The following is a 25,978-nucleotide window of genomic DNA, read 5'->3' as shown; positions in this document are numbered from 1 at the left end:
AAGTGGGGTGCCGGTCAGCCGACCGCGGCCCGGTAGGTGAGGACGAGGCCGACGTCGAGCAGGGCGGCCCGGTCCCCCTCCACCGTGAAGGTCAGCGGGGCGGCCGCGTCGGTGCCGATGGTCAGGCCGGGCGTCGGCAGCAGCGTCGCGTCGGGCAGCGGGAGCTGCTGGCCGCCGTTGAGCACCAGCCGGGCGGCACCGCCGGCGGCCCGCTCGTACGCGGGATACACCGCCTCGATCTGCCGGCCGGCCATGCCCGGGAACAGCTCCGGGGTCAGCGGCAGCGCCAGCTCGGCGGTGTCATCGGCGAGGAACGCCGCCCACTGCTCCGGGAAGTCGTGGGCGAGGTCGAAGTACCGGGCCGCGGCGTACGGCTTGAGCATCCCCTTGACCGCGCCGGCAAACAGGCCGCCGCCGCTCTCCGCGGTGTACTTCACCGTCAGGATCACGTCATAGGGGTCTGCGCCGGCCAGACCGGAGCGCTCCAGCCGCCAGGTGGAGACTGCGCCGGTGCCTTCGAACGGCAGGTACCTGTCGTCGTCGAAACGGGTCTCGAACAGGCCGTTGTTGGTCTGCCCTTCGTCCACTTCGGACAGTGCGACCTGCTGGCTCGGCCGCCAGTCGGCGCGGACGGCCTCCGGCGGCGGTCCCTGCGGGTCGAGCAGGTACTGCACCGCCTTCGGGTCGGCCGCCAGCACGGTCTTGTGACCGAGCTGGGTCAGCGTCGCGTTGACCCACATCGGCTCCCCGTCGGCGTCGACGAACGAGACGGTGACGGTGCGGAGCTGGCGGCGGAAGTGGCCCGGGAAGTCCCGGTCGTACTCCGCCTCGGACAGCGTGAAGTCGCAGCGCCCGGTGCCCAGCAGCGCGAGCAGGGCGAGCGGGTCCACCTTCAGCAGGGAAACCTGCTTGGTGATCTCCATCCCGCGGCCGCCGCCGTCCAGGTACGCCCGGCCGAGCCGCTCCAGGTCCATCCCGAGGTTCTCGCCGGCGAGCAGCCCGCTGCGCCGGCTCTCCCAGTACGTCGGGCGGATGAAGGACGAGTCCTCACCGGCCCCGGTCTCGAACTGGTACGCCCGCTCGGCCGACCGCGCCGTCTCGTACGCCAGCGAGTAGGTCTGGAAGTAGAGCCCGGACAGCTGCCCGGACATCCACCCGTACAGCTCGCTGCTGCTGAACTTCCCGGTGAGGAAGGCGGACACCTCCTCGTTGTGCCGGACCTGCTGCTCCAGTATCTCCAGGTCGCGGCGGGCGGAGGCGACCTGCTGCCGGCCGCCGGCGAGCTGGTGCTCGATCTGCGCCAGGTCGCTCTGCGCGGTCTTCAGCTGCAGGTCCCAGTCCTGCCCGCGGCGCTCCTGCTCCGCCTTGGCCCCGAGCAGCTCGCCGGCCACGCTCATGCCCTCGCCGATCGACTCGCCGACCTCGGCCGCCTTGTCCAGGGCGTTGCCGAGCTCCTCGCCGCCCTCCTCGACGCCCATGATGAACGGGCCGATCAGCACCTCCGGGAAGCCGAACGCGATGCCGGCCGCCACCTTCAGCACGCTGGAGGCGAAGTGCGCCGCCGCGGCGCTGCCCATCATGCCGAGCTGGGCGCTCTCCAGGGCGGACAACCCCTGGGCGACGAGCTGCTCGTAGTGCCCGGCCCGAAGCTGGGCGCCGGCCTGGGCCGCGGCCAGCTCCTCGACCGACTCCTCGGCCGCGCTCAGCTGCGCCTCCTTGACCGCCCGGGTCAGTCCGAGGATGACGGCCTCCTGCCGGCCCTGCAGGCGGCTGAGCTCCTCCGCGTCCCGCTTCTCCAGCACGGCCAGCAGGTCGGCACCGAACTGGCGCAGTTTGTCGGCCAGCTCCTGGGCCCGGCGGAAGACGGCCGAGAACCGGTACGCCGGGACGGGGACCGCGCTCGCGGAGGCGACCGCCGCCGCCGGGGAGAGGCCGGCCGCGGTGGCCCGAACCAGCGCCATCGGGTCCACGGGCGGCTCGAACAGCGGCACCGGCTGGCTGACGCCGAGGATGGTCAGGGACTGCCGGATCTTGCGCAGCCGGTCGGTGATCCGCTCGGCGTACTCGTCGAACGCCGTGTTGTCCGGGACCGTGAAGTAGTCGCTGGCCACGCCGGCGTTCACCGCGCCGGGTCCGGTCAGCATGCTGCCGCCGGCGGTCAGCAGGGCGACCACGCCGCCCTCGCCCGGGTCCAGCTCGGCGACCGTCTCGGTGGCCGGGCGCAGCGCGGTGCGGAGACGGTCCGGCCGCTCGCCGAGCAGGTCGGCGGCCAGCACGTAGAGCATCCGGGCCTCGTCGATGGACTCCGCCGTGTACTGCTGGAACAGCAGGTCACCCCAGTCGAGCAGGTTGTCGACGTAGCTCATGACCACCGCCCGCCGGTACGCCACCGGCCGCAGGTCGGCGATCGCGTGCGGGTCGAACGGATCGTCCCGGTACGCCTGCAGCAGCGTGTCGCGGTCGCCGAGCCGGTCGACCTGCTTCTCGAGATCCGCCGCCACGCCGACCAGCTCGCCGACCCGGTCGAGGACCGCGCGCTGCTCGTCGGTCTTCACCCGGCCGGCGACCGTACGCAGGGCGGACTGCAGCGCGTCCTGGGTGGCGGCTGCGGTGACGGTCCCGAGCGCGGTCAGCTCGGCGTCGCCCTCCGGCCGGCGGTACGCCAGCGCCGGGGCCAGCGTCCGCAGCGCGGTGAGCACCGGGCCGGCCGCCTTCTCCAGCGAGGCCGGGGTGAGCCCGAGGTCCCGCAGCTCGGCGATGCCGGCCTGCAGGGTGTCGGCCAGCAGCCGTACGTCGACGGCCAGGAACGGCAGGAACCGCCAGCAGGAGTCCGGGTCGGTCGGGTCGAAGACGTACTCGTACCACTGCTTGGCGTCCTCGAAGCGCTGCGCGGCGTTGAGCGCCTGCGCGATCAGCAGCGGCGCGTGGAAGAAGATCTCCCAGTAGTAGAGGCCGTTCGCGCTGGTGAAGTCGAGGTGCGAGCCGGCCGGCAGGCGGCCGGGATCGACCAGGTCCTTGTTCACCCGCACGGCGGCCACGTCGTCGGCGCTGGTGGTCACGGCCAGCTCGTCGGTCTCCTGGGTGGACAGGTCCAGCAGTGCCGGCACGCCGCCGGACAGCAACCGGCGGTTCAGCGTCGAGGCGGCCCCGGTGGTGAGCCGGACGATGTCGAACGGCAGCGTCGTCAGCTCGTACGGGCGGGGCACGGTGCCGACCCGCGCGTGCCGCACATACTGGGCGCCGGTGAAGAGGAACAGGCCGTCCGTGGCGTCCAGCGCGGAGTCCAACGGGGACGGCAACTCGCCCCAGGCCTGGGCGGTCGGTCGCAGCCAGGGCATCGTGTCGGGGTCCTGGCGGGCGTCGAGCTTCGTGTACGACGCGCCGGCGAACAGGTAGACGTCGGTGCCCCGGGGCAGCGCGACGTCGACGGTCAGCGGCAGCGGCTTCGGGTAGCCGTCGTCGACGAGTTCCGGGACGGCCGAGCCGGGCCCGAGCGTGTAGCGGACGTACTGGTTGCGGCGGCTCAGGTAGAGCCGGCCGCCGCCGACCCAGGCCGCGTCGACGGCCCGGTCATGGGCGATCAGGGTCGGGTCGGGCCGCAGCCGCCGGGTGCGGGTGGTGCCGTCCGCCGCGACCTCCCGGTAACCGCTGGGCAGGAAGAAGTAGCGGGTGCTGCCGCGCCCGTGCGCCGCCAGGATCCGGGCGTCGGTGGGCAGTCCGTCGGGGTTGCCGGCGAGCGGGCGGGGATAGCCCGCGTCCGGCTTGCCGTAGTCCTCGGTCCGGCGGGTGCCGTTCGACGCGCGGTCGGTCCAGCGCGCGTAGCGGTCGCGGGAGATCACGAACGTGTCCGTGTCGGTGACCAGCACCGCGTCCGGCTCGTCCAGACCGTTGGGGCCGGGTGCGAAGGACCAGTGCTGGTCGGACTTGCGCGGCTTGTCGAACCCGGCCGCGGAGGTGACGAACTCGTGGCTGTCGCGGCTGAAGAAGTACTCGACGCCGTCGCGGCCGGTGAAGGCGACGTCCACCCGCGCCCACTGCGGCAGGTTGTCGGGGTTGCGGGCGAGGTCCCGTGAGGTGAAGTCGGCGTCGGCGACCCGGAATGGCTCCCCGCCGAACCGTACGTAGCGGTTGCGGGTGAAGACGAACGTCTTGTCGCCGCGGGCCAGGACCGCGTCGACCTCGCTGTCCCGCTCGTCCGGCAGCACCGCGCGCTGGCGGCCCCACCGGGCGGCGATCGGCGCCCGATCGCCCGGGGTGCCGTTCGGCGGCGCCGCCGCGTACTCGCCGGTGGTGTCGTCGAAGAAGTACCGGGTGCCGTCGGGAAGCTCGACGGCGGCGTCCACCGCGCGCCAGGGCGGCAGCCGGTCGGTGTTGCCGGTCAGGTCGTCCGGTTCCTCCTCGGGATCCGGGACGACGGGCCGGCACAGGAAGCTGCCGCCCTTGAGGTCGACGCTGAACCACGGCCAGATCTCCGCGCCGGTCGGGTGATCGAAGCGCACCACGTCGGCCGGGCCGACCGTGTCGACGAAGATGGTGGCCACCCGGTCGGCGGTCGCCGCCGCGGCCGAGTCGGCCGCGAGGTCGTCGATCAGCTCGACCACGTCGGGAGTCAGCGCGGCCGGGTCGTCGAGCAGGTCGTCCGCGTACAGCTCCGGGTTGAGGTCGAACAGCAGCGTCCGGCGCAGGACCGACCGGGCGACGGCGACGGCCGTGGTAGGAGTGGTCGCGGTGGCGAGGGCGGTGTTGGTCGCGGCCGCCTGCGCCATGAGGATCTGCGCGACGGTGCGGAGGACCGGGTCGTTGACGAGCTGGGCCGCGGTGGCCGGCGCCGCCGGCGCGGCGGCGGGCGCGGGCTCGTCCCCCTCCGCCGCCGGCGGGATGACCGTGTACGAGCAGGACACGAGCACGGAGTCCCGGTCCGTACCGGCCTTCGTCCGCGGGCGAAGGATCATGGTCAGGCCGGAGATCCGACCCTGGTCGGTCGGCCCGAAGCCCAGCGTCTGCACCGGGACCCAGGCCTGGTCGAGGTTCTGGAACGAGTACGAGATCCGCACCCGCGTCCGCCGCGACCACTCCTGGGCCGGCTGCGCGGTCGGCGTGCTCGCGGTCGTCGCCGTGCCGACCTCGTCGGCCGGAACGGTCTCGGTCGTCGCCCAGAACACGAAGACCCGCCCGAAGGCGTGCACCGGACGCACCTGGTCCGCGTCGATCTGCAGGTCGACGTACTGCCAGGGCTCCCAGGCCGCGGACGTGCCGTCCGGGCCGGCGAACTCGGCGCGGCGGACGTAGTAGCGCCGCGGGTCGGTCTTCGTCCGTCCGAAGAGGACCAACCGGCGGGGGCCGGCCGGGTCCTGGTCCTTGGTGTAGACGTAGCCGCCCGCGATGGTGAGCCGGGAGACCTCCGTGTACTCGTCCAGATAGCGCTTGTACGCCCGCTCCACCGACTGCGCGGTGATCTCGCTCTGCAGCAGGTCGTTCTCCAGCCCGCGGAACGCGGGGGTCCGGCTCGGCCGCAGCTCCGGTCGCAGGTAGTTCTCCGGGTAGAGGAAGACCTTGCGGTTGGCCGCCCAGATCGGGTAGCTGCGCATCCAGCTCCACCAGGCCTTGATCCGCTGCCGGATCCCGTCCGGGCCGCTGTCGCCGTCACCCGGCCCGGTCTCCAGGTTGAGCAGGTAGCGGTGCACGTAGAGCTGGGTCGCCGCAATCGCCTCGCGCACCCGCGAGGTGGTGCCGCGGCTGCCCATGTCGACGTCGATGAGGAAGCGCCGGAACAGGTCATGGGAGTCGCGCAGGGCGGGCGGGTGCGCCGCGCTGCGCCCGACGACGGCGGCCACCAGGGCGTCCCGCCGGGCCTCGTTGAGCTCGTCGTGCAGCTGCCGGGACAGGGTCGGCCAGCCGGCCGGGCCGGTGCGGCGGGCCAGCAGGTCGAGCAGCACGGTCGCGGCGGCGTCGCAGGCGGCGGCGAAAGCGGCGTCGGCCGCGGCGTCGGCGTCGGCGTCGGCGTCGGCGGAAGCTGTGCCGGCGGCCGGGCCGGTGCCGGCGGCCGCGGCGGTGCCGCCCGCCGGAGCGGCGGGCGGCTCGTACAGCGGGGACCAGATGTCGGTGCGGACCCGGGACGGGCCGGTGCCGAGCGGGCCGGTCAGCGCGAACAGGTCCGACAGCTCGAGCAGGAACTCCAGCTCCACCCGATCCTCGTCGGCCGGCGCGTCCGACAGGAACCGGCTGTGCCGGCGGCACCACTTCACCTCCTCCGGATCCCAGCCGAACAGCCCGGCGAGGTAGCCGTACGGGTCGCCGACCGCCGGAGAGCCCGGCAGCAGGAACGCGGCGAGGCCGCCGTCCCGGTGGGCCCGGTCGAGCTCGGCGAGCCGGGTGACCGCACGGACGTCGGCCAGCCGGTAGTCGGCCGAGCCGGACCACCGGTACCGGAACGGTTGCGGCAGCGTGCGGTCGATCTCGGTCAGCTGCCCGCCGGAGTAGCGCACGTACTCGTCGCCGTGGCACAGGTAGACCCGGCCCTCGAAGGTGAACGCGCCGTCGACCTCCGGCTCGAACGCCGGCGGCAGGGTGCCCCAGTTGTCCTTCACCGAACGGGGGCCGCCTTCGTCCACAGTGTCCGGTGGGCCGGGCCGGTAGCGGACGAACTGGCCGTGGGCGAACGCATACAGCTCGCCGGTGGGCGCGACGAAGGCCGCGTCCAGTGGGGCGCCGACGGCCAGCTCGTTGTGGACCGTCCCCCAGGTGCCGGCCACCGGCGCGACCGTGGCCGCCCCGTCCCGGACGCGGACGAACCGCCGGCCCGCGAACAGGTACGTGCTGCCGTCGGCGCCGGTGAAGGCGGCGTCGATGCCGTCCCGGAACTCCTCCGGGAGCTCGTCCAGCCCCAGCTCCCCGGCCAGCGCGTCGGCGATCCGGCGCGGGTAGCCCTCGTCGACCGCAGCGTGGTCGGTGCCGGAATAGCGAACGTACTGGTCGCCGGAGAAGAGGTAGGTCCAGCTGTCGGTCACCAGCGCGGCGTCCACCCGCCGCCGGTCGGCGATGGTGTTGCGGACCTGGCCGAGGACGTCGAGGTCGTAGCTGGCGGTGCGGGTCCGGGACACCGCGTGGCAGACCTCGCCGACGAACACGTGCACGGTTCGCCCGGTTCCGACCACGGCGTCGACCAGGGTCCGGGAGCCGGCGGCCGCGCGCTCGGCCAGCTCGTCGTCGAACGCGACCGGCAGGCCGGCGAACGGCTCCTCGGTGCGCAGGTGGCCGGCGATCGGCTTGGGGTAGCCGGCGTCGACGTACCGGTAGTCGGTGCCGGAGTAGCGGACGTACTGGTCGCCGGAGAACAGGTAGGTGACCCGGCCGGGGTCGACGAACGCGGCGTCCACCCGCCCGCCCTCGGCCAGCGTGTTGCGGGGCGCGCGGCCCCAGTGCTGCTGGATCGAGGCCCGCGGTCCGGCCGTCCCGTCCTGGTGGCGGACGTACTCGCCCGGGAAGAAGAAGTAGGTCGCCCCGTCTCGGCCGATGAACGCGGCGGTCAGGCCGTCCGCCCGGCCGAGGCCCGGCCAGAGCCGCTCCAGCGGCCGCGGGTAGGACCAGGTGCCGGCGGCCAGGTCGTGCTGCAGGCAGCTGCCCGAGGTGAGCAGCAGCATGCTGTCGCCGTCGACAAGCACGGCGTCCGGGGCGGTGAAGCCGTCCGGGCGGTACTGCTCCGGGATCTCCCAGAAGCTGGCGTCGATCAGGCGCGGCCAGCCGTCATCGGGCTCGGTGTAATCGCTGCCGGAGTAGGCCACGCAGCGCGCGGTGCCGGCCGGCCCGGGCGGCTCGACCAGGTAGGTGGTGCCGCCCCGGACGAAGGCGAGCGCGACCCGGTGAAGTCCGCCCCAGTGCTCGGCGACCGGGCGCGGGTCGCCGTCGGTCGGGATGTCCACATAGGACGATCCCGGGTAGGTGAGGAACTGGTCGCCGGAGAAGACGTACGTCCGGCCGTCGGTGCCGGCGAACGCGGCGTCGACCGCGTCGTCCTGCCGGAGCATGTTGCGCGGCCGGCCCCACTCCTCGCCGAGCGGGTAGGCCCGGTGCAGCTCGGTGTTGAAGCAGCTGCCGCCCTTGAACAAGTAGGTGGTGCCGTCCACGCCGGGCAGCACCGCGTCCAGGCCGGTACGGAACTCGGCCGGCACCCCGCTCAGGCTGCGCGGGCGGGCCGAGGTGGCCCCGACGGTCAGCCCTTCCGGCGCGGACAGGTGCCGCCAGGCGGCCCCGTCCGCGGCCAGGATCGCGCCGTCCTCGACGAAGGCGCCGCGGACCGGCCCGACGCCGAGGTCGTCATAGCGGCGGTAGGTCGCGTCCGAGACGCTGTGCAGCTGCGACCCGCGGACCAGATGGACGGTCCGGCGGTCGGCGAAGGCCGCGTCCACGCCGTCGAGCGCGACGTCCAGGCCGGCGAACCGGGGCTCGCCGGTCAGCTCGGCCAGGCCGCGCGGGTAGCCGTCGTCCACGGTGACGTAGTCGGTGCCGGAGTAGCGGACGAACTGCCCGCCGGAGAACAGGTACGTCCGGACCGGCACCGCTGGGTCGGACGACGGGACCACGAGGGCGGCGTCGACCCGTCCGGTCCGGGCGATCGCGTTGACCACGTTGCCCCAGAACGGCGCGATCCGGGCGGGGTAGCGGTCGTCGACCCGGGTGTACTCGCCGTCGGAGTACCGGACATACCGGTCTCCGGAGAAGACGTAGGTCTTCTCGTCCTTGCCGACGAAGGCCGCGTCCACCCGCTCGAAGGGCATGCTGTCCCAGTCCGCCGGCAGCGACCGCGGTGGCGACCACCAGCGCCGCTTGTTGTCGAAGACGACGAAGCGGCTCCCGGAGAACAGGTACGTCCGGTCGTCGGCCCCGGTGAGGACCGCGTCGACGTGGGCGAAACCGTCCGGGCCGAGCAGGTCGTCCGGCAGGTTCCACCAGTTGTCCGCGAGCGGGCGGGGATAGCCGGTGTCCGGCTCGGCGTAGCGGCGAGTGGAGTAGCGGACGTGGAACCGGTCCGCGGTGGCCGGGTCGCAGTGCACCTCGACCGCCGTGGCGGTGCGGCGCAGCTCCAGCCCGATGCCGCCGTCAGCGGCCAGCCGCCAGCCGGTGTCCGTTGTGGATACTGCCGGCTGCTCGGGCAGCAGGATGCCGTGCTCGGCGAACGCCGGCCGGGCCGGCCGGGGCAGCCGGCCGGCGTCGAGGTCGGCCGCCAGCTCGGGCGGGAGCGTGAACAGCAGGCCGCCGGCGCCGATCAGGTGGGTCGCGCCGTCGAGCACGAAGGCGGCGTCGACCTGCCGCAGGCCGCCCCAGTCCCCGGCGATCGTCCGCGGGTAGCCGCCGTCCACGACCGCATAGTCGGCCCGCGAGTAGCGCAGGTACCTCTCGCCGCTGAACAGATAGGTCTTGCCGTCCAGGCCGAGCAGCGCGGCGTCGACCGTGCCGCTGGGCAGCACCGGGCCGAGCACGCCCCATCGCTGCGGGGTCGGCACCGCCTCACCCGCGGTGCCGTCGGCGCGGATCGCGACCGTACGGCCGTCCTTGAACAGGTGCAGCGTGCCGGCGGGGTCCCGGAAGGCGGCCTCCACCCCGGACCGGAACTCCGCCGGCGCCCCCAGCTCCGTCCCGATCCGCCGCGGATAGCCGGGATCCACCTGCACGCCGGCGGTCTCGACGCTGTCGGAGTAGCGGAAGACCTGGTCCCCGGCGAGAACGACGACCGCCGGGCCGTCCGCGTACGCGGCGTCCACGGGGCCCGCGGCCAGCTCATTGCGGACCACGCCCCAGGTGCTGGCGACCGGCTGCTCCACCGCGCCGTCGCCGACCGCGACGAACCGCTCCCCGGCGAAGAGGTAGGTGGTGCCGTCCCGGCCGCAGAACGCGGCGTCGAGGGACCGCCGGAACGCCTCGGGCAGCTCGGCCGATCGCTCCTCGCCCTCCCACCAGCCGCCGATCGTGCGCGGGTAGCCCTCGTCCACGTACGTGTGGTCGGGGCCGGAGTAGCGCACGTACTGGTCGCCGGCGAAGAGGTAGGTCCGGCCCTGCTCGTCGACGAAGGCCGCGTCGACCCGGGCCGGGTCGTCGAAGGTGCTGGTGACCTTGCCCCAGGTCTGCTCCCGCGGCGCCCAGCGGCCGCTGCCGGGTTCGCGGACGTACGCGCGCGGGCGGCCTTCGCCGTCGCGGCCGACGATCCACTCCGTGCCGGCGGCGTCGGTGAAGGCGGCGTCGACCGCGGCGAGATCGGCGAACTGGGGAGAGACCGCGGGCAGCGGCTTCGCCGCCAGCAGCTCGTACGTCTGTCGCGAGTAGACATAGCAGCACTGCTCGCGGAACAGGTAGACGTTGCCGTCCCCGCTCTCCAGCAGCGCGTCGATCCGGTCCACGCCCGGCGGAAGCGCCAGCGGCTCCGGGAACTTGCCGGTCAGGTCCTGGTCGCCGAACGCGACCGCGACCTCGTCCGCGCTCAGACCGAGCTTGCCCGCCAGCACGGCGAAGGCCTCGATGCGGCGGAACGCGCGGCGCAGGCCGGCGTTCGGGGCGGACGCGCCGGAGGGCGCCACGACGCCGGTCGCGGCGGTGCCGGTGCTGGCCGGGGGTGCCGCCGGCGCCGTCTCAGCGAGAGCCGGCGGCACCAGCAGGTCCAGCACCGCCGCCGGGCCGCCGGCCACCGCGCCGCAGACGGCCGCGACGGTGTCCCCCGGCAGCCCGAGCGTGTCCTGCAGCACCGCGGTCACCGCGCCGGCCTGCTCGGCCGCGAGCCGCGCCAGCGCGCCGGTGATCTCGGTCGTGGCCGCGGTGAGCTCGGTGGCGACCGCGTGCAGCAGGAAGAAGACGTCGGTGCTGAAGTCCTCCAGCTCCGGCAGCAGGAACCCGGCCGCGTTGTGCGGGTAGCCGAAGTGGGCCAGCCGGTCCTCCGGCACGGCCAGGTCCTCGGTCAGGTCGCCCGCCTCGATCAGCCGCTCGACCAACTGCTCCCGGTCCTCCAGCTCGAAGCCGAGCTCCGCGAGCGCGTCCAGGTCGAGCCGGTACGGGCGGCCCTCGTCCAGGATGGTCCGGATGCGGGCGGCGACCGTCGCGTTCTCGGCCGCGGTGCGGCCGGCCACCGGCGGCGGGTCGCCGGCTCCCTCCGGCACCCGGCCGTCGACCAGGTAGCCGGCGTCGAGCGCGGCTGCCACCCGGTCCGCGACGGCCCGGTCCGCCAACTCTCGGAAGTCGTCGGGGGAGACGGTGAGCAGCTCGGTCCGGGTCTGGCTCAGCTGCTCCTGCATCGCGTCCAGCACCCGCCTGCGGTACGGGTAGAACTCGAGGCCGAGGTCGAGGTCGGTGACCGCGAGACGGAGAAGCAGCCGCGGGTCGGCGTACCGGTCGTCGGCACCGAGATAGCCGTTGAACCGCAGGCTTTCCACCAGGCCGGCGAGCCGCGGCTCGTCCAGCGGTAGCGTCGCGAAGATCGCCGGGTCGAGGGCCACGGTGGCTCCGTCGAACCGGGTGGCCAGCTCCCGCAGCCGGGTGAGCACGGCCGGCCCGACCGCAGCCAGGTCGGCACCGATCTGGAAATCCGCGGCGTTCCCGCGGTCGGCGAAGAACGCCGGCCACAGCACCGTGCCGTCCTGGTCCAGGTAGCCGTTGAAGATCAGGTTGTCGTAGAGCTCGGCCTGCTCGGCGTCGGTCAGGTCGGTCAGCCCGGTCAGGTCGGACGGGTAGAACACAGGCGTCTCGCCCCCGTCCTCGTCGCCGGCCGCAGGACAGAGCTCGGCGATCAGGGCGAAGACGGCGTCCCCGCGCCGGCCGAAGTCGCCGGTCAGCACCAGTTGCTCGTCCGGTCCGGGCAGCGCGTCCTCCACCAACACCCCACCGGCGTCCAGCCCCCCGCGCAGCGCGAGGTTCGCGTAGATCTTGGTGGCGAGCCGCTCGTCCAGGCCGAGCTCGAGGAAGTCGTCGGCGGTGATCCGGCCGAGCTCGGTGACCGCGGGGTAGGCGATGATGGCGGCCGCCGCCGGGTCCAGCCGCAGCAGCCGGTCGTCGCGGGCGGATACCGCCCCGTCGGAGTCGGCGGCCACCACACTGTGGATCACCTGCGCCGCGCGCTCGCTGAACCGGGCCGAGACGAACAGCTCGGGAGCCAGCTCGACGGTCTCGAACTGCTCCCGGATGCCGGCCAGCACCGCCTGCTGCGTCGCCGATGGGGCCGGGGAGGCGCCGGCGGCGCCGAGGATCGCGTGCAGCTCGCGGCCGCTGATGCTGCTGGCCTGCAGCCACCCGAGGACCGCGACCAGGGTCTGCACCAGCCAGAGGCCGGAGTCGACGTCCCCGACGGCCAGCACGGCGTCCAGCCGCTCCGCTTGCACGCCGGTGTCGACGAGCAGCGGCACGGCCGGGTAGCGGCGGGCGGACGGGTCGCTGTCGACCGCGTCGAGCACCTCGAACAGCTCGGCCACCGGCACGCCCAGGGCCGTCGCGAGCCGGCTGACCCGGTGCAGCAGCGACAGCGCCGGAAGGCCGATCTCCCCGCCGTCGAACAGGGCGGCCCCGTCCGCGCGATCACGGAAGCGAGCGACCACGGCGGCCAGCACCACGTCCGGCAGGCCGAGCGCGGTCCCGACCCGGCGGCGGAAGTCCGCGTTGCGGGCGGCCAGCAGGTCGCCGGAGCAGGACAGCGTCCGCAGCCCCGCGTACGCCGGCGGCAGGTACGCCGAGCCGCGCAGCACCGAGCCCTCCACCGAGGCGTACGGGCCGTTGAACACCCGGTCGAACAGGTCTTCCGGGACGTCTCCGGTGCCGAAGCCGAGCGTGTTCATGGGCGCGACCAGGCTGGCGACGGCGTCGACCGGGAGGCCGACCCGGCGCCGGAGGTCGAGCAGGACCGCGATCCGGCGCAGCGCGGGAAGGTCGATCCGGTTGTCGCAGCACAGCCGGAGCACCAGGTCGAGGTCCGGCAGCGACAGCCCGGTGTGCCGGGCCAGCCGGACGAACCGGTTCACCCGGTCGAACCAGGCGATCGGGACCGACCCCGAGGGGTGCACCAGCCGTTGCTCGTCCGCGTCGAGCGTGACCGGCGCGGTTCCCCCGGAGACGAAGAACGCCGACGCCGCAGCCCGCTCGGCCGCGGTGCCGCCGGCCGACGTCCCAGACAGTGACCCGTAGACCAGGTCGCGCAGCTCGGCCGCGGTCAGCGTGGTCGCCCGGCGGAACCGCTCGGCGTCCGCCAGCGCGGTCCACCTCTCGGTGTCCCCGAGCTGATAACACCGGCGCAGGTCCTGCCCGTCGGCCAGCACGGTGGTGAGCAGCCGTACCTCCGCCGGGGTCAGCCCGAGGAACTCCCGGGCCACCACGTCCGGGTCGACCTGCTCGGCGAACTGCCGGTACAGGTCGACCGGGTCCACCTGCAGGTGGCCCAGGATCCGCCGCAGCCGCTGGTGCGGCAGCGAGAACGGCAGGGTGAACGGGTGCCGCGAAGCAGCCAGCAGCTGGTAGGCGTCCTTGCTGCCGCCGGCCCGCAGCTCCCGCTCCAGCACCTCGTTGACGATGTCCAGGTAGGGCAGCTCGGCGTAGGTGTGCTCGGCGTCCAGCGGGACGGCGGCGATGTCGGGACGGCGGCTCAGCAGTTCCCGCGCCGCGCCGCCAGTGGCGTCGTCCCCGTCGCTGTCGCCGTCCCCGTCGCTGTCGCCGTCCCCGTCGCTGTCGTCGTCCCCGTCGCTGTCGCCGTCCCCGTCGCTGTCGCCGTCCCGGTTCCTGAGCAGGTCCAGCAGGTCGGCCAGGTACGCGGCCGGGGAGTACACGCTGCGGGCCTCGTCGCCGTCCCGGAACACCAGGTCGCCGAAGAGCTTCTCGTAGCTCGGCATGGACGCGTCCAGGCTCACTGGTCCTCCTCGGTACCGCGGCGGGCCGGGCGCCGGCGGCCCCCCGATCCGAGCGGGCCGCTCGGTAGGCGTGCCGGGACGAGCAGACCGAAGGCGTGCTTGACGCAGCGCGGCCTGCACGTGGGGTACCTCAACGGGAAAGAAAGCTGAGCGCGCTGGCCCAGCCGCAGATCAACCACTTACGGCCGCCTTCCCCCCGCGACGCAGCAACTGGGTCAATCCGTGTTCCTGTCGCGCTCAAAGATTAGCGATGTCCGTTCCACCTCGAACCCCGCCGAATGGCGCAAGCGGCCGCAGTACGTCTGGCTCCCGCCGCGAACCGGGCCGCGCCCGACGGCCCACTCAAGTCGCCGGCGAAGTTCGTCACAGCTCCGCGCAGAAGGACCGCTCCGCCCACAGCCTGGGACAGCACACAGCGCCCTGACCACTCGGTGGACCAAGATCGATCCTCCGACCCCAAGTCGTCGCTCGAAGACTGGCTTGCTGGGTCCAGCACTATGAGCTGCCGCCGACGTGCAGGACCGGCTACGAATTAGCGGAGCCTCACCTACGGGATTACGGCAGAGAAGTGCGCCGCCCACTGGCGGGAGATCAAAGCCCAGTACCGTCCTCTGCCTGCGGCTGCGGCAGACGCGTCATGTATCGAGCCGGATTCTTCCTCGGCCTGGTCCCAGTTCGTAGGTCCGCTGCGAGTGAGAGTCTGAATGTCCGGATGCGGGCCGGAAGGCTCGATGATCATGGCGGCGAGCAAGCGGCACCGATGAACGGCTCTCACACCGGGCGGATCAGTTCTCGGGGTCCGACCAGATTCACGAGACCGGTCGGTGAGGTGCACGTCTACAGCGTTGCCGCCGCCGGAGACATGACACCGTCCCGCTGCCGAAACCGCCGATAGGTTGCCGGTAGGTTGCCGGTCAACTCCCGCAGATCATGTGATTGGTTTTCGGTGTACGACAATTCCGATGATGGGAGCAGCGGTGCTGCACAGTCGCTTTAGCATGCCCAGGATCCATTCACTCAGAGTGGTCCGCCTGGCCGCCGCCGCCCTGGCGGTCGGCATCGTCAGCGTCCCCTTGTTGTCGACCCCCGCCGTCGCGGCGACCACGACCCCGCGCAGTTGCGAGTACTTCAACACCGGCGACGATCTACGGGAGCTCTCCATCTGCGTCAGCATGTGGGAAAGCGGCATCCCGGGGCAGGCCCGCGTCAAGGTCGATATGCACACCTACAGATTCGCGAACGGCGCCAAGCTCGACTCCGTGTCCCAGTCGATCAGCATCAACGGCGCGCACCTCACGCCGGGGGGCACGGACCCGGACGTCCCCTTCGGCACCAGCAGCGGCACCAACACCTGCCGGCTGAGCAGCCCCTCCGGGCCGGTGAGCTCGTGTTCGATACCGAACACGGCCACGGTCACGTTTTACAGCACGGCGGTCACCGCGAAGTCGTTCGGCTACACCGGATGCGTCGCGGAAGCATCGTGGCGTGACGACCTCGGAAACGCGCACTTCCTGGACATGAACCACCCGAGCCACCCGGACACCATGAGCGTCTGCCATAGCCTGAACCACTGATCCCCGCGTCAATCCTGCTCTCCCCCGGGCCGATGGCCCACCGTGTGTACGTCGGCCACATATCGCCTGATCAGGGACGACACATTGGCGCCGAGCACCGCCGGCCCGACAGCGACGAGAGCCCCCGGGGACCTCCCCGGGGGCTGTCGTGTCCGATGGCCGTCCGCCTGAGCCCGCACCGCATGGTGTGCGTTTGCGGGGTCCCGCAATGAGGAGGTACTGAGAACGCCTACCGTGGCGGATGCACGGTCGATACGACGACGGGAGGACGGGTCCATGTCACATGTACGACGCTTCGACCACGTCGGCCTCACGGTCGCTGATCTCGACGTCGTGACCGCCTTCTTCGTGGCGCTGGGCCTGGAGGTCGAGGGCAGGACGTTCGTCGAGGGCGAGTTCTTGGACACGGTGTGCGGCATTCCCGACTCCCGCACCGAGATCGTCATGCTGAAGCCGCCCGACGATGGCACCCGCCTGGAGCTATCGAGCTTCGTGCGACCCGACTCCGTGCCCGGCTCACCGGCCGCCATGGCCAACGAGCTGGGATTGCGCAACGTGGCTTTCGAGGTCAACGACCTGCAGGCGGCTGTCGATTGGGCAGCTGCCGAGGGCTACGGACTGGTCGGTGGCATCGGCGAGTACGAGGGCGCGTGGCGGATGGCGTACGTCCGGGGGCCGGAAGGGATCATCGTCTCGCTGGCCGAGCGCATCGGCTGAGGGTCGCAACGCCCGCATCCGCCGCGGGTTGCGTGGTCGGGACCGGCCCATCCACCCGCTCACCGTGCCCTCCCCCGGTGTGGCACGTTCAGCGGCTTGGACCGAGCGATGATTCTCCGCCCACCCCGTGCCGGCGTCGCCGTCGCGGCCGCTTCGGCGACCGGGTGCGGCTTCGGGCTGTAGAGCCCCCACCGGGCTCCGGCAGGTGGTACGCGCCTTTCCGGACTACCGGTGGGATCTGAGCCACCTGCTCGTCGACGGGGACTGGATCGCCGCCCACTTCGCCGACACCGGACCCACAGCGACACCGCGTTCGGCGTGCCGGCCACCGGCCGGGTCGTCCGCACGCAGGAGTTCGCGTTCCACCGGATCGAGGTCGGGAAGATCGCCGAGGTCTGGGCGACCGCGGACGATCTGGACCTCCTCACCCAACTGCAGGACCAGACCTCCGGCTCGAACACGCATGACCAGTGGCAAGCGGTGGAACAGCCGCGGTCCCGGAGCAGAGCCGCACGTCCCGGGATCGACCCCATTCAGCTATGCAGGGACCGACGACGGACGAGGCACCGACCCAACGCTTGACGCGGAACGCCTCATGCTGATGTCCGAGGATGTCGATTCCGCCGTTCCGCTCGGCAGACGCTTGGACCTGGGCGAAGTCGACGGATCCCGAGACCGGCCGGTCGGCGTCGATCGGCACGCCGGCGTCCCAGTAGAACGCCTGCCGCGGGACGGGGCGGCCCGGCCACGGCCCGCCCGTCCGGTCGTGCCGGTCAAACCGCCATGTCACTGGCGTTACATCGCGGCGCCGCAGTCTTGCTGCCACTTTCCCTTCCCACGTCTCAGGAGGACACATGAAGAGCAGCAAGCGGCGGATCGCCACCGCCCTGGCGCTGACGCCGCTGGCGGCGCTCACCGGTCTGGCGGTCTCGGTGACCGGGGCCCAGGCGGCGGAGACGACGGTGTCCCCCACGGTCGCGTACGTGCTGGAGGCGTACGACCACCAGGTCGTCAGCGTCCACGCGGACGGCACGGTCTCCACGTTCGTCAGCGGGCTGAACGCGCCCCAGGACATCTCGGTCGACCCGGTCACCGGGACGCTGTACGTCGTCGACAAGCGCGTGGCGGGCGGTGGCTCCACGATCACGACCTACCGGTCGGACGGCGTCACGACCGGCTGGTCGGAGATCTTCCAGTACGTGGTCCCGGCGATCGCGGCCTACAACGGCACGCTCTACATCAGCCGGGGGGATGACGTCTTCGCGGAAGGGACCGCCGCCAAGGACTCGTTCGGCATCCCCGATGCCATGGACCTCGCCGTCACCGGCGATGGCACCCTGTACGCCGCCCGGGGCACCGACGTCAACGGGCTGGTCAAGGTGACTCCCGACGGCACCAAGTCCTACGTCGACGTCGACACGACGCCGACCCTGACCCGGATCTCGTACCCGAAGGCGCTGGCGACCACCCCGGGCTCCCGCGACGTGTGGGTCAGCGACGCCAATCGGAGCATCTCGCCGTACGCGGGTCGCGTGGTCCAGCTCTCCGGCACCACCCCGGCCAACCTCTATCCCGGCTCGCAGACCGAGATCGCCCCGGTGATCGGGGTCAGCCCCGACGGCAGCCTGATGAGCTGGGACGGCATCCACGCCCGGCTAGTCAGCACCAGCCCGACCGGCACCCAGACCGTCGTCGCGACGGGGATCTCCCAGCCCGCGGCGATCGCGGTGGCCCCCAGCCTCATCGCCGGCCGCGCGGCGCTCCAGGTCAGCAGCTCGATCGAGAACGAGGACTGGTCGAAGGTGAACCTCACCAACGGAAGCCTGTTCAGCTGGGACTTCGACCGGGGCTACAGCAGCGCGTCCTCGGTCGCCAACACCGTCGCCCAGTCGGTCACCTACGACCTGGGCAGCCGGCGCTCGATCACCTCCGCCGTGCTCTACCCGCGCACCCAGGTGCCCAACGAGCCCATCGGGATGTCCGGCGCCGGGTTCCCCGCCGACCTGCGCTTCGACGTCTCCGACGACGGCGCCACCTGGAAGACGGCGGCCGCCTTCACGGGCCAGTCCGCCGACGACGGGCACCCGCGGACCTACGTCCTCCCGCCCGGCACGAACGGCCAGTATCTCCGGGTCGCCGTGACCAAGCTCGGCCGCCCCGCGTCCGACGACACCGGGTATCGCTTCCAGCTCGCCGAGCTGAAGGTGTACGGATCGATGCCCACGCCGATCAACGGGACCGCTCCCGGCGCGACGCTCAACACGCCGTACTCGTACTCGTACGCCAACGCCAAGGACCCGGCCACGACCTTCCGCATCGCCTCCGGGGGGCTGCCGGGCGGCCTGAGCCTGAGCAGCACCGGGACCATCACCGGCACGCCGGCGGCCACCGGGCCGTCCACGTTCACCGTCGCGGCGCGCAACTCCTACGGACTGAGCACCAAGGCGCAGACCATCACCGTCACCGCGCCGGCCGCGCTCACCGGCACCCCGCCCAGCGGCAGCGTGAGCTCCACGTACAGCTGGTCGTTCGGGGTCAGCGGCTACCCCGCTCCGAAGGTCGCCGTGACCTCGGGTGCGCTGCCCGCCGGCCTGAGCCTGAACAGCGACACCGGCGCGATCACCGGGATGCCGACCCGGGCGGGCCAGACCACCTTCCAGGTGACGGCCACGTCCACCGCGGCCGACACGGCCACCCGGACGGTCACCATGACGATCAACCCGGGCGCGTCCGGACAGCTGGCGAACGCGGCGCCGCCGGCCTCCGTGCAGCCCGGAGCCTGGGAGAGCAATGACTCCGCGCGGATCTTCGCCGAGAAGCAGAACCTGGTCCTGACCGACTCCATCACCGTGGGCGGTAACGCCATCGCCCCCGGCACCAAGGTCAACGTGTACTACGTGCACGCGGACGCGGTCGGCAGCGCCAACGTGCTCACCCGGTACTACGGAGCGGTCCAGTTCGGCGAGCGGGTACTGGGCGTCGCCACCACGGCTACCGACCTGCAGGCCACCGCGGGGTTGCTCGGCAACCCGGGCACGACCTACGCGACCACCCCGGACCAAGGCCTGGAGTCTCCCGACGCCATGACCATCTGGTCCTCGCAGGACACGATCACCCTGGACCTGTCCGTCTACAGCGGCTCGGACGCGGTCCGCATCATCACCCTCGCCCCGTAACCCCCAGCACAGCACGAGCACGGTGGGCGCCTCGCATCCCGAGGCGCCCACCGCCGCAACCACGTGCGGCCGATTCAGCCGAGCGGGACGCGGCCGAGCGGGTCGCCTGGTCCGCGCCGGCCGTCACCGACGTGGAGAACAAGATCAAGCTCAAGCCCTGAGCGACGTGCCCGGCGGTTCCTTCGACCTTCAGGCGCAGCCACATCTCGACGAGGAGCCCGCGCCGTCTCCTGCTGATACTCCTCGCGCTGCCGACACCTCGAACGTCGTTCGCCTGGCCATCTACCTCGACGCGGGGGCATCCGTCGACGAGGCGTACGGCGCCGCCATGCAGGTCCGGGGTGCGCACCCGACGGCGGTCACGGTGCTGCACGTGGCGCGGCTCGGTCGGCCCGGCGCGCTGGTCGAGGTCGAGGCTACCGCCGCGATCCCCGCGCAGCTGACGGACGTCGGCCGCGGCGAGCCTCGCGTCGCGGCCCGGTGGGCCGAGCCACTGCTGCCATACCGTCCGTCATCAGAATCGTTGATCAGACACCTGAGGGGTTGCCGCTCCTGTCGTATCAGAGGAGTGTCGGCAACCGGACAGACGGACGGTTCGCCGGTGAACAGACGACACGGCCCCACCCACCGAGACTCGTGGCATGCGGATCGCGATCGTCACGGAGAGCTGGCTCCCGAGCGTCAACGGGATGGTGACCAGGCTGAGTGCGACCGTGCGCGAGCTGACCGCCCGGGGCCACGAGGTGCTCGTCGTCTCGGTGACGAGCACGGGCGACTACCACGGCGCCCGCGTGGTCACGATGCCGTCGTTCACCGCCCGCATCGCGTACCCGGGCCAGCAGTGGGGCTGGCCGTCGCTCCGATTCCTCCGCATCTTCCGCGAGTTCGACCCCGACATCGTGCATGTCGTGAATCCCGCGTGGATGGGCGGTTCGGCCGTGTTCGCGGCACGCGTGCTCCGCCGCACGGTGGTCTGCTCCTACCACACCGACCTGCTCGCATACGCCGATTTCTACAAGCTCGGCTGGCTGCGGTGGCTGATGGCCCTCCTCCTGCGGACCATCCACAATGCCGCCCATCGCAACCTCGTCACTTCTCGGCACATGGAACGCGTCGTCACGCGGATGGGCTTCAAGCGGGTGCACCTCTGGCCTCGCGGCATCGACGCCGACCAGTTCGCCGTGCCGAGGACCCCGCGCGAGGCCGGCGCGCCCATCGAGGTGCTCTCGGTGGGGAGACTCGCGAAGGAGAAGCACCTCGAGTCCCTCATGACCCTGGCCGCGACGCCGGGCATCCACCTCACGTTCCTCGGCGACGGCCCTCACCGTGCCGAGCTCGAGGCGCGATTCGCCTCGACCGACGCGACCTTCGCCGGCACGCTGCGCGGCGCCGACCTGGCAGCCGCGTACGCGGCCGCCGACGTCTTCGCCCTCCCGTCGCTGACCGAGACGCTCGGTCTCGTCCTGCTGGAGGCGCTCGCCGCCGGGCTCCCGATCGTCGCAGCCGAGAGTCCGGCCTCGATCGAGCTCCTCGACGGCTGCCCGGCCGCGCGGCTCTACGACGACGCCGACGACCCGTCGGTCGTGGCCTCGCTCGCCGCCGAGCTCGTCGCCTCGGCGACGTCCGATGACCTCGCGGCGATCGCCCGCGACTGGCTCGGGCCGTACAGCTGGTCCACCGCGACCGACGCGGTGCTCGAGTTCTACCGGCTGGCGCGGACCCCGCGCGCAGCGCTCACCGTCCCACATCCCTTGCCCGCTCCGGCGACGCCAGCAGCGAACGCCGCATGACACCCAAGGAGAAGACCATGCGCACCCTCGTCCTCGGCGGCGACGGCTACCTCGGCTGGCCGACCGCACTGCACCTCTCGAGCGTAGGCCACGACGTGGCCGTCCTCGACAACCTCGCCCGCCGGCAGTACGACCTCGAGCTCGGCACTTCCAGCCTCGTGCCGATCCAGTCGCTCCCCCAGCGGGTCGCAGCCTGGGCCGAGGTCTCCGGTCGGCGAATCGCCGCGTACGAGGCCGACCTCCGCGACGGCGAGCGCATCCAGACGGTGCTGGAGGAGTTCCGACCGGACGCCGTCGTGCACTTCGCCGAGCAGCGGTCCGCGCCGTACTCGATGATCGACCGCGATCACGCGGTCTACACCCAGTCGAACAACGTCGTCGGAACCCTGAACCTCCTGTTCGCGATCGCGGCCGTCGATCCCTCGATCCACCTCGTGAAGCTCGGCACCATGGGCGAGTACGGCACCCCGAACATCGACATCGAGGAGGGCTGGCTGACCCTCACGCACAACGGGCGCACCGACCGGGTGCTGTACCCGAAGCGGCCCGGGAGCTTCTACCACCTCTCGAAGGTGCACGACAGCCACAACATCGAGTTCGCGACGCGAGCCTGGGGCCTCGCGGCGACCGACCTGAACCAGGGCGTGGTGTACGGCGCCGAGACGCCGCTCACCGCGCTCGACCCGCGGCTGGCGACGCGCTTCGACTACGACGCGGTGTTCGGCACGGTGCTGAATCGCTTCGTCGTGCAGGCGGTCATCGGCACCCCGCTCACCGTCTACGGCCGCGGCGGCCAGACGCGCGGCATGATCGACCTGCGCGACACCGTCGAGTGCATCCGCCTCGCCGTGGAGCATCCCGCCGAACCCGGCGAGTTCCGCGTGTTCAACCAGATGACGCAGAGCTTCAGCCTCGACGACCTCGCGCGGCTCGTGGTCGAGGCGGCGCCGGTGCCCGCCACGGTCGCGCACGTCGACAACCCGCGGGTCGAGCTCGAGGAGCACTACTATCACGTCGTGCACACCCGGCTCGAGGCGCTCGGTCTGAAGCCGCACTTCATGGACGTCGACTTCGTCAGCTCGCTCTACGAGGTCGTCACGCGATACCGCGACCACGTCGATCCGGCGGTGCTGGCCCCCTCCATCGACTGGCGCGCGGCGGGACGGACCGTGGTGCGGTCATGACCCGCGGGAAGCCCACGACGCTGCGCTGGGCGCTGCAACACGGCATGCCGCGCGTCGCGCTCCTCGCGGCGGCGCGCCGGGACGACCCGCTCGCGCGCATGATCCTCGACCCCGCCGCGCGAAGCCACCCCGAGCCGTACTTCGAGCGGATCCGCTCCGACGGCCAGCTGAGCCGCGGTCGCCTGATGTACATCACGGCGTCGCACGCCGCGGCGAAGCAGGTGCTGAAGAGCGGGGACTTCGGCGTCGGGGACGCGTACGCCGCCTATCCGAGGCTCCTCGGCAATGCCGTGCGCTGGTCGCAGCAGCCCGAGTCGCTCCGGGTGACCGACGCGCCGTCGATGGCCGCGGTGGACGATCCCGACCACGCCCGCTACCGGCGGCTCGTGTCGCGGGCGTTCACGGCGAGGACGGTCGAGCGCCTGCGGGACCGGATCGAAGCCGTCACCGAGCGGACGCTCGACGAGATGGCGAAGCGCGGTGACGCGGACCTCGCCACGTCGTTCTCGCTCACCCTTCCGATCACGATCATCGCGGACATCCTCGGGGTCCCCGAGGATGAGGCGCCGGTGCTCCAGCACTTCGGCATGCGGCTAGGGAGGAGCATCGATGCGGGGCAGAGCCTGCGCGACTTCCGCCGGACCGACCGGGACGTCCGTGCGTTCAACCGCTGGCTGCACGGTCACCTCGAACGGCTCCGCCGGGCCCCGGGCGACAACCTGTTGAGCGCCCTGGTGTGCCCCGAACGCGCGGAGGACGAGCTCTCGCCGGTCGAACTGCAGGCGATCGCGGGACTCCTTCTCAACGCCGGGTTCATGACCACGACGACGATGCTCACCTCGGGCGCCGACCTGCTGCTGCGCCATCCCGAGGAGCGCGCGCGGCTCGAGGCAGACCCGTCGCTGTGGGGCAACGCCATCGACGAGATCCTGCGCATGGACGCCCCGCTCCGGGTGTCCGCGCGCACCGCGATGCGGCCCACCGAGGTGCAGGGCCAGCCGCTCGAGCCGGGGACGAGGGTCGTCGTGCTCGTGACCGCCGCCAATCGCGATCCCGAGGCCTTCGACGATCCCGACCGCTTCGACGTGGCTCGCGCGAACGCGCACGATCACCTCGCGTTCTCGGTGGGCCGGCACTTCTGCATCGGGTCGGGGCTCGCCCGCCTCGAGGGCGAGATCGGCCTGCACCGCCTCCTCGAGCGATTCCCCGACCTGCGCCTGCGAGTCGGGGCCGAGCGCCGGGCCTACTGGGGTCTGTCGGCGTGGAAGGCGCTTCCGGTCTCCCTGGGCACCCCCGGCCGGCCGCACGCCGCGTCGATGCGCGACGCCGCGTCGGACGCCGCCGGCGTGCACGGTGCCGGCTCGCCCGCGGCGGGGCATCCCTCATCCGCCGAGCCGTCGAAGTCCGCCGCCTCGATCGCCGAGCGCGCGGCACTCGCCCGCGCAGCTGCGGGAAGCTCGCGATCGTCATGTCCCGCGGCCGCCAGCCGAGCGCGAGCGTGTCCAGCGTGACGACGATGCCCGCGAAACCGGCGGCCTCCGCGCGGCGGACCAGGCTCTCGGTCAGCTCCCGGTCGTTGGGCGGGTACAGCTGGAAGAACCCGGGGTCTCGCCGAGCTGCGCGGCGACGTCCTCCATGGGTATAAGGCTGTGACCTGGGGAGATGGGGCGCGCTCGGCAGGACTCGAACCTGCAACCTCATGATCCGTAGTGCCCTGCCCTCCTAGTGACCTGCGGGTTCTCGTGGGCTCTGGTGGATCGATGGGCGCAGAAAGAGGCATCTCTGGTGACTTTGCCGCGCTCCAGGTCGACATCGCTCCAGCGGAGTGCAGTCGGCTCGCCCCGTCGAGAACCCATGACCTTCGACAATCAGAGGAACGGACCCCAGGCGGGCTCGGCCCACGTCAAGGCCGGGTCGGCGCCACGACCTGTCCCCGCAGGACGATGAGGCGCTGACGGCTCAGCACCGCCGGGTCCAGCGTGGGGTCGGCGTCGTAGACGACGAAGTCCGCCGGTGCTCCGTCATCGAGACCGGGCAGGCCGAGCCACGATCGGGCGGTCCAACTGGCGCTGGCCAGAGCGGCGGTCGTGGGAAGACCGGCATCGATCAGCCATTCGAGCTCACGGGTGACGCGCCCGAACGGCAGGCTGTCGGTGCCGGCCAGCACGGTGACCCCGGCCTCGTAGGCGGCCCGCACGGTGCCCGGCAATGCCTTCGGTCAACATCGCCGATGAACAACTGCTTGGCGAGCTCCGACACCCACACGATCCGGTCTGTCGGTCACCGTGACTGTCACCGCGCGCCGCCCGGCCACGGGGCCACCGGCACGCCCAACACGACCCGGTTCGATGGCCAGGACGTCTCCGGCAGCATTCTGCTGGACTCACGCGGCTGCGTCGAAGCGACCGTCGCCGTGCCATCAGCCGAGGGCAGCGGCACCGCCACGACCGCCTGTGGACGAGGGCAATCTCGCTAGGCGCGACCCGTCCAAGAGCTCCAGAGGCCGAAACTCTCCACAGACGGCCACTTCGAGTAGTGCCCCGCCGACTCACCGCCCCCGACACCACCGCAGCCCTTGACCTCTGAACACCGCACAACCAGCGCCATGAGCGGCCGTTCCGCGCGCCGACTCGGTCACTGATGAGGCCGATGTCCCGCCTACGGCAGGGTCATCGCCCGATCCGCAGCAAGTGCCCGACGTCGTTGACGCCAGTCGTGGCGGCCGGCCAGGGCGGCGATCGATCGTGGTCACCCCCGCGTTGGCTGCGGCGGTCGACGTCCACGCGGTCGTCGGTGCGCCGAGGATCTCCTGAACGAACCAGGCGACCACGAAGGCGTGAGTGACCAGCGCCAGTTGCCGGTCGTCGGCCAGACATGCCTGGACCGCCGCTGCAAGCCGCCTCCACCGGCGTCACGCTCCACCAGAGGCACAGCTGCGAACCAGGAACGCATCCAGTCCGGATACAACGCCTCCTGACCAGGCGCCGGCACCGGTGTCCGATCCTCCAAGGCAACGTCGGCGACGACCGGCGCCTTGCACACCTCACCGAGCAGAGCGGCTGTTTCTGCCGCCCGCCGTCGAGGACCATGCCGCACTTCCACAACGCTCTCGTCCCGCAGCCGCTCGCCCAGCAGCCGCGACTGCGCCACTCCCAGCGGGCTGAGACCCGGGTCCTCACCCTCGCCGGTCGCTTCCCCATGCCGGACGGGAAACAGCCGACTCACCAGCGCTCCATGCCGCCGAACCACATCGGCACGGGCACGAATCGCGTCGGGCCTCGCTCCGCGGCATGAGGTACCCGGCCGAGTGTCAGGAGGCTACAGGGGAACGGTTCGCCGGCGAACAGACGCCGCGGGCTTCCGTCGGCAGTCTCCAGGGATCGCCAAATCCGACGTCTCAGTCTCGTTCCGAAAGGACCCGCCATGTACCGACTGACCTCCGACAACGCCGCCCGCATCTCCCGTATCGCGTCAGCCACGCTCGCCACGGCGGTGATCGGCGGCGCGCTGGCGCTCGCCGCTCCGTCCGCCGGCGCCACGACCGTCTCCGGCACCGTCACCGCCTGGGGCGGGAACGAGGGCGGGCAGTTGAACGTCCCGACCGCCGCCCAGTCCGGAGTCGTGGCCATCGCCGCCGGGGGGCAGACCGGGTACGCCCTCAAGACCGAC

9 protein-coding genes and 1 pseudogene are annotated in these 25,978 nt (G+C 72.1%); 7 read left to right on the top strand and 3 right to left on the bottom strand.

The window, feature by feature from the left end; all coding sequences use genetic code 11:
- Window positions 1–14: 14 nt before the first annotated feature.
- Window positions 15–13,868, bottom strand: coding sequence for a hemopexin repeat-containing protein (locus VGP36_17500; protein HEV7656513.1), 13,854 nt, complete (start codon window positions 13,866–13,868; stop codon window positions 15–17).
- Window positions 13,869–14,890: 1,022 nt separating this feature from the next.
- On the opposite strand from VGP36_17500, the gene VGP36_17495 reads away from it, so the two are divergent.
- From VGP36_17495 to VGP36_17470, 6 genes are all read left to right on the top strand, one after another.
- Window positions 14,891–15,442 (top strand): hypothetical protein, encoded by a 552-nt coding sequence (locus VGP36_17495; GenBank protein HEV7656512.1) that lies wholly within the window; start codon window positions 14,891–14,893, stop codon window positions 15,440–15,442.
- Between the two features lie 276 nt (window positions 15,443–15,718).
- Window positions 15,719–16,159, top strand: a complete 441-nt coding sequence (locus VGP36_17490; protein HEV7656511.1) for a VOC family protein — start codon at window positions 15,719–15,721, stop codon at window positions 16,157–16,159.
- Between the two features lie 854 nt (window positions 16,160–17,013).
- Window positions 17,014–19,335: a putative Ig domain-containing protein gene (locus tag VGP36_17485; GenBank protein HEV7656510.1), complete on the top strand. Its 2,322-nt coding sequence runs from the start codon at window positions 17,014–17,016 to the stop codon at window positions 19,333–19,335.
- 641 nt (window positions 19,336–19,976) lie between these two features.
- Entirely contained in the window at window positions 19,977–21,125 is a 1,149-nt protein-coding gene (locus tag VGP36_17480) for a glycosyltransferase (protein ID HEV7656509.1), read from the top strand.
- A gap of 17 nt (window positions 21,126–21,142) precedes the next feature.
- Window positions 21,143–22,309 (top strand): NAD-dependent epimerase/dehydratase family protein, encoded by a 1,167-nt coding sequence (locus VGP36_17475; protein HEV7656508.1) that lies wholly within the window; start codon window positions 21,143–21,145, stop codon window positions 22,307–22,309.
- Window positions 22,306–23,820, top strand: coding sequence for a cytochrome P450 (locus tag VGP36_17470; GenBank protein HEV7656507.1), 1,515 nt, complete (start codon window positions 22,306–22,308; stop codon window positions 23,818–23,820). The genes VGP36_17475 and VGP36_17470 overlap by 4 nt, the downstream gene beginning before the upstream one ends.
- Here VGP36_17470 and VGP36_17465 read toward each other — a convergent pair.
- Window positions 23,747–23,949, bottom strand: a pseudogene (locus VGP36_17465) (alpha-hydroxy-acid oxidizing protein). The gene VGP36_17470 and the pseudogene VGP36_17465 overlap by 74 nt on opposite strands.
- Before the next feature lie 263 nt (window positions 23,950–24,212).
- On the bottom strand, window positions 24,213–24,506 hold the full coding sequence (locus VGP36_17460; protein ID HEV7656506.1) for a hypothetical protein: 294 nt from the start codon (window positions 24,504–24,506) through the stop codon (window positions 24,213–24,215).
- Between the two features lie 1,226 nt (window positions 24,507–25,732).
- Between VGP36_17460 and VGP36_17455 the strand changes: the two genes are divergently transcribed.
- On the top strand, window positions 25,733–25,978 hold a 246-nt coding region (locus VGP36_17455; GenBank protein ID HEV7656505.1), incomplete at its 3' end, for a hypothetical protein.

Source organism: Mycobacteriales bacterium, assembly GCA_035995165.1.
GTDB lineage: Bacteria > Actinomycetota > Actinomycetes > Mycobacteriales > CADCTP01 > CADCTP01.
Note: the sequence above shows the minus strand (reverse complement) of the source record. Positions and strands in the feature narration are given on the sequence as shown.

Coding starts and splice junctions, on each gene's coding strand:
- VGP36_17470 (HEV7656507.1), top strand. CDS start 22,306: ATGACCCGCGGGAAGCCCACGACGCTGCGCTGGGCGCTGCAACACGGC.
- VGP36_17480 (HEV7656509.1), top strand. CDS start 19,977: ATGCGGATCGCGATCGTCACGGAGAGCTGGCTCCCGAGCGTCAACGGG.
- VGP36_17475 (HEV7656508.1), top strand. CDS start 21,143: ATGCGCACCCTCGTCCTCGGCGGCGACGGCTACCTCGGCTGGCCGACC.
- VGP36_17485 (HEV7656510.1), top strand. CDS start 17,014: ATGAAGAGCAGCAAGCGGCGGATCGCCACCGCCCTGGCGCTGACGCCG.
- VGP36_17490 (HEV7656511.1), top strand. CDS start 15,719: ATGTCACATGTACGACGCTTCGACCACGTCGGCCTCACGGTCGCTGAT.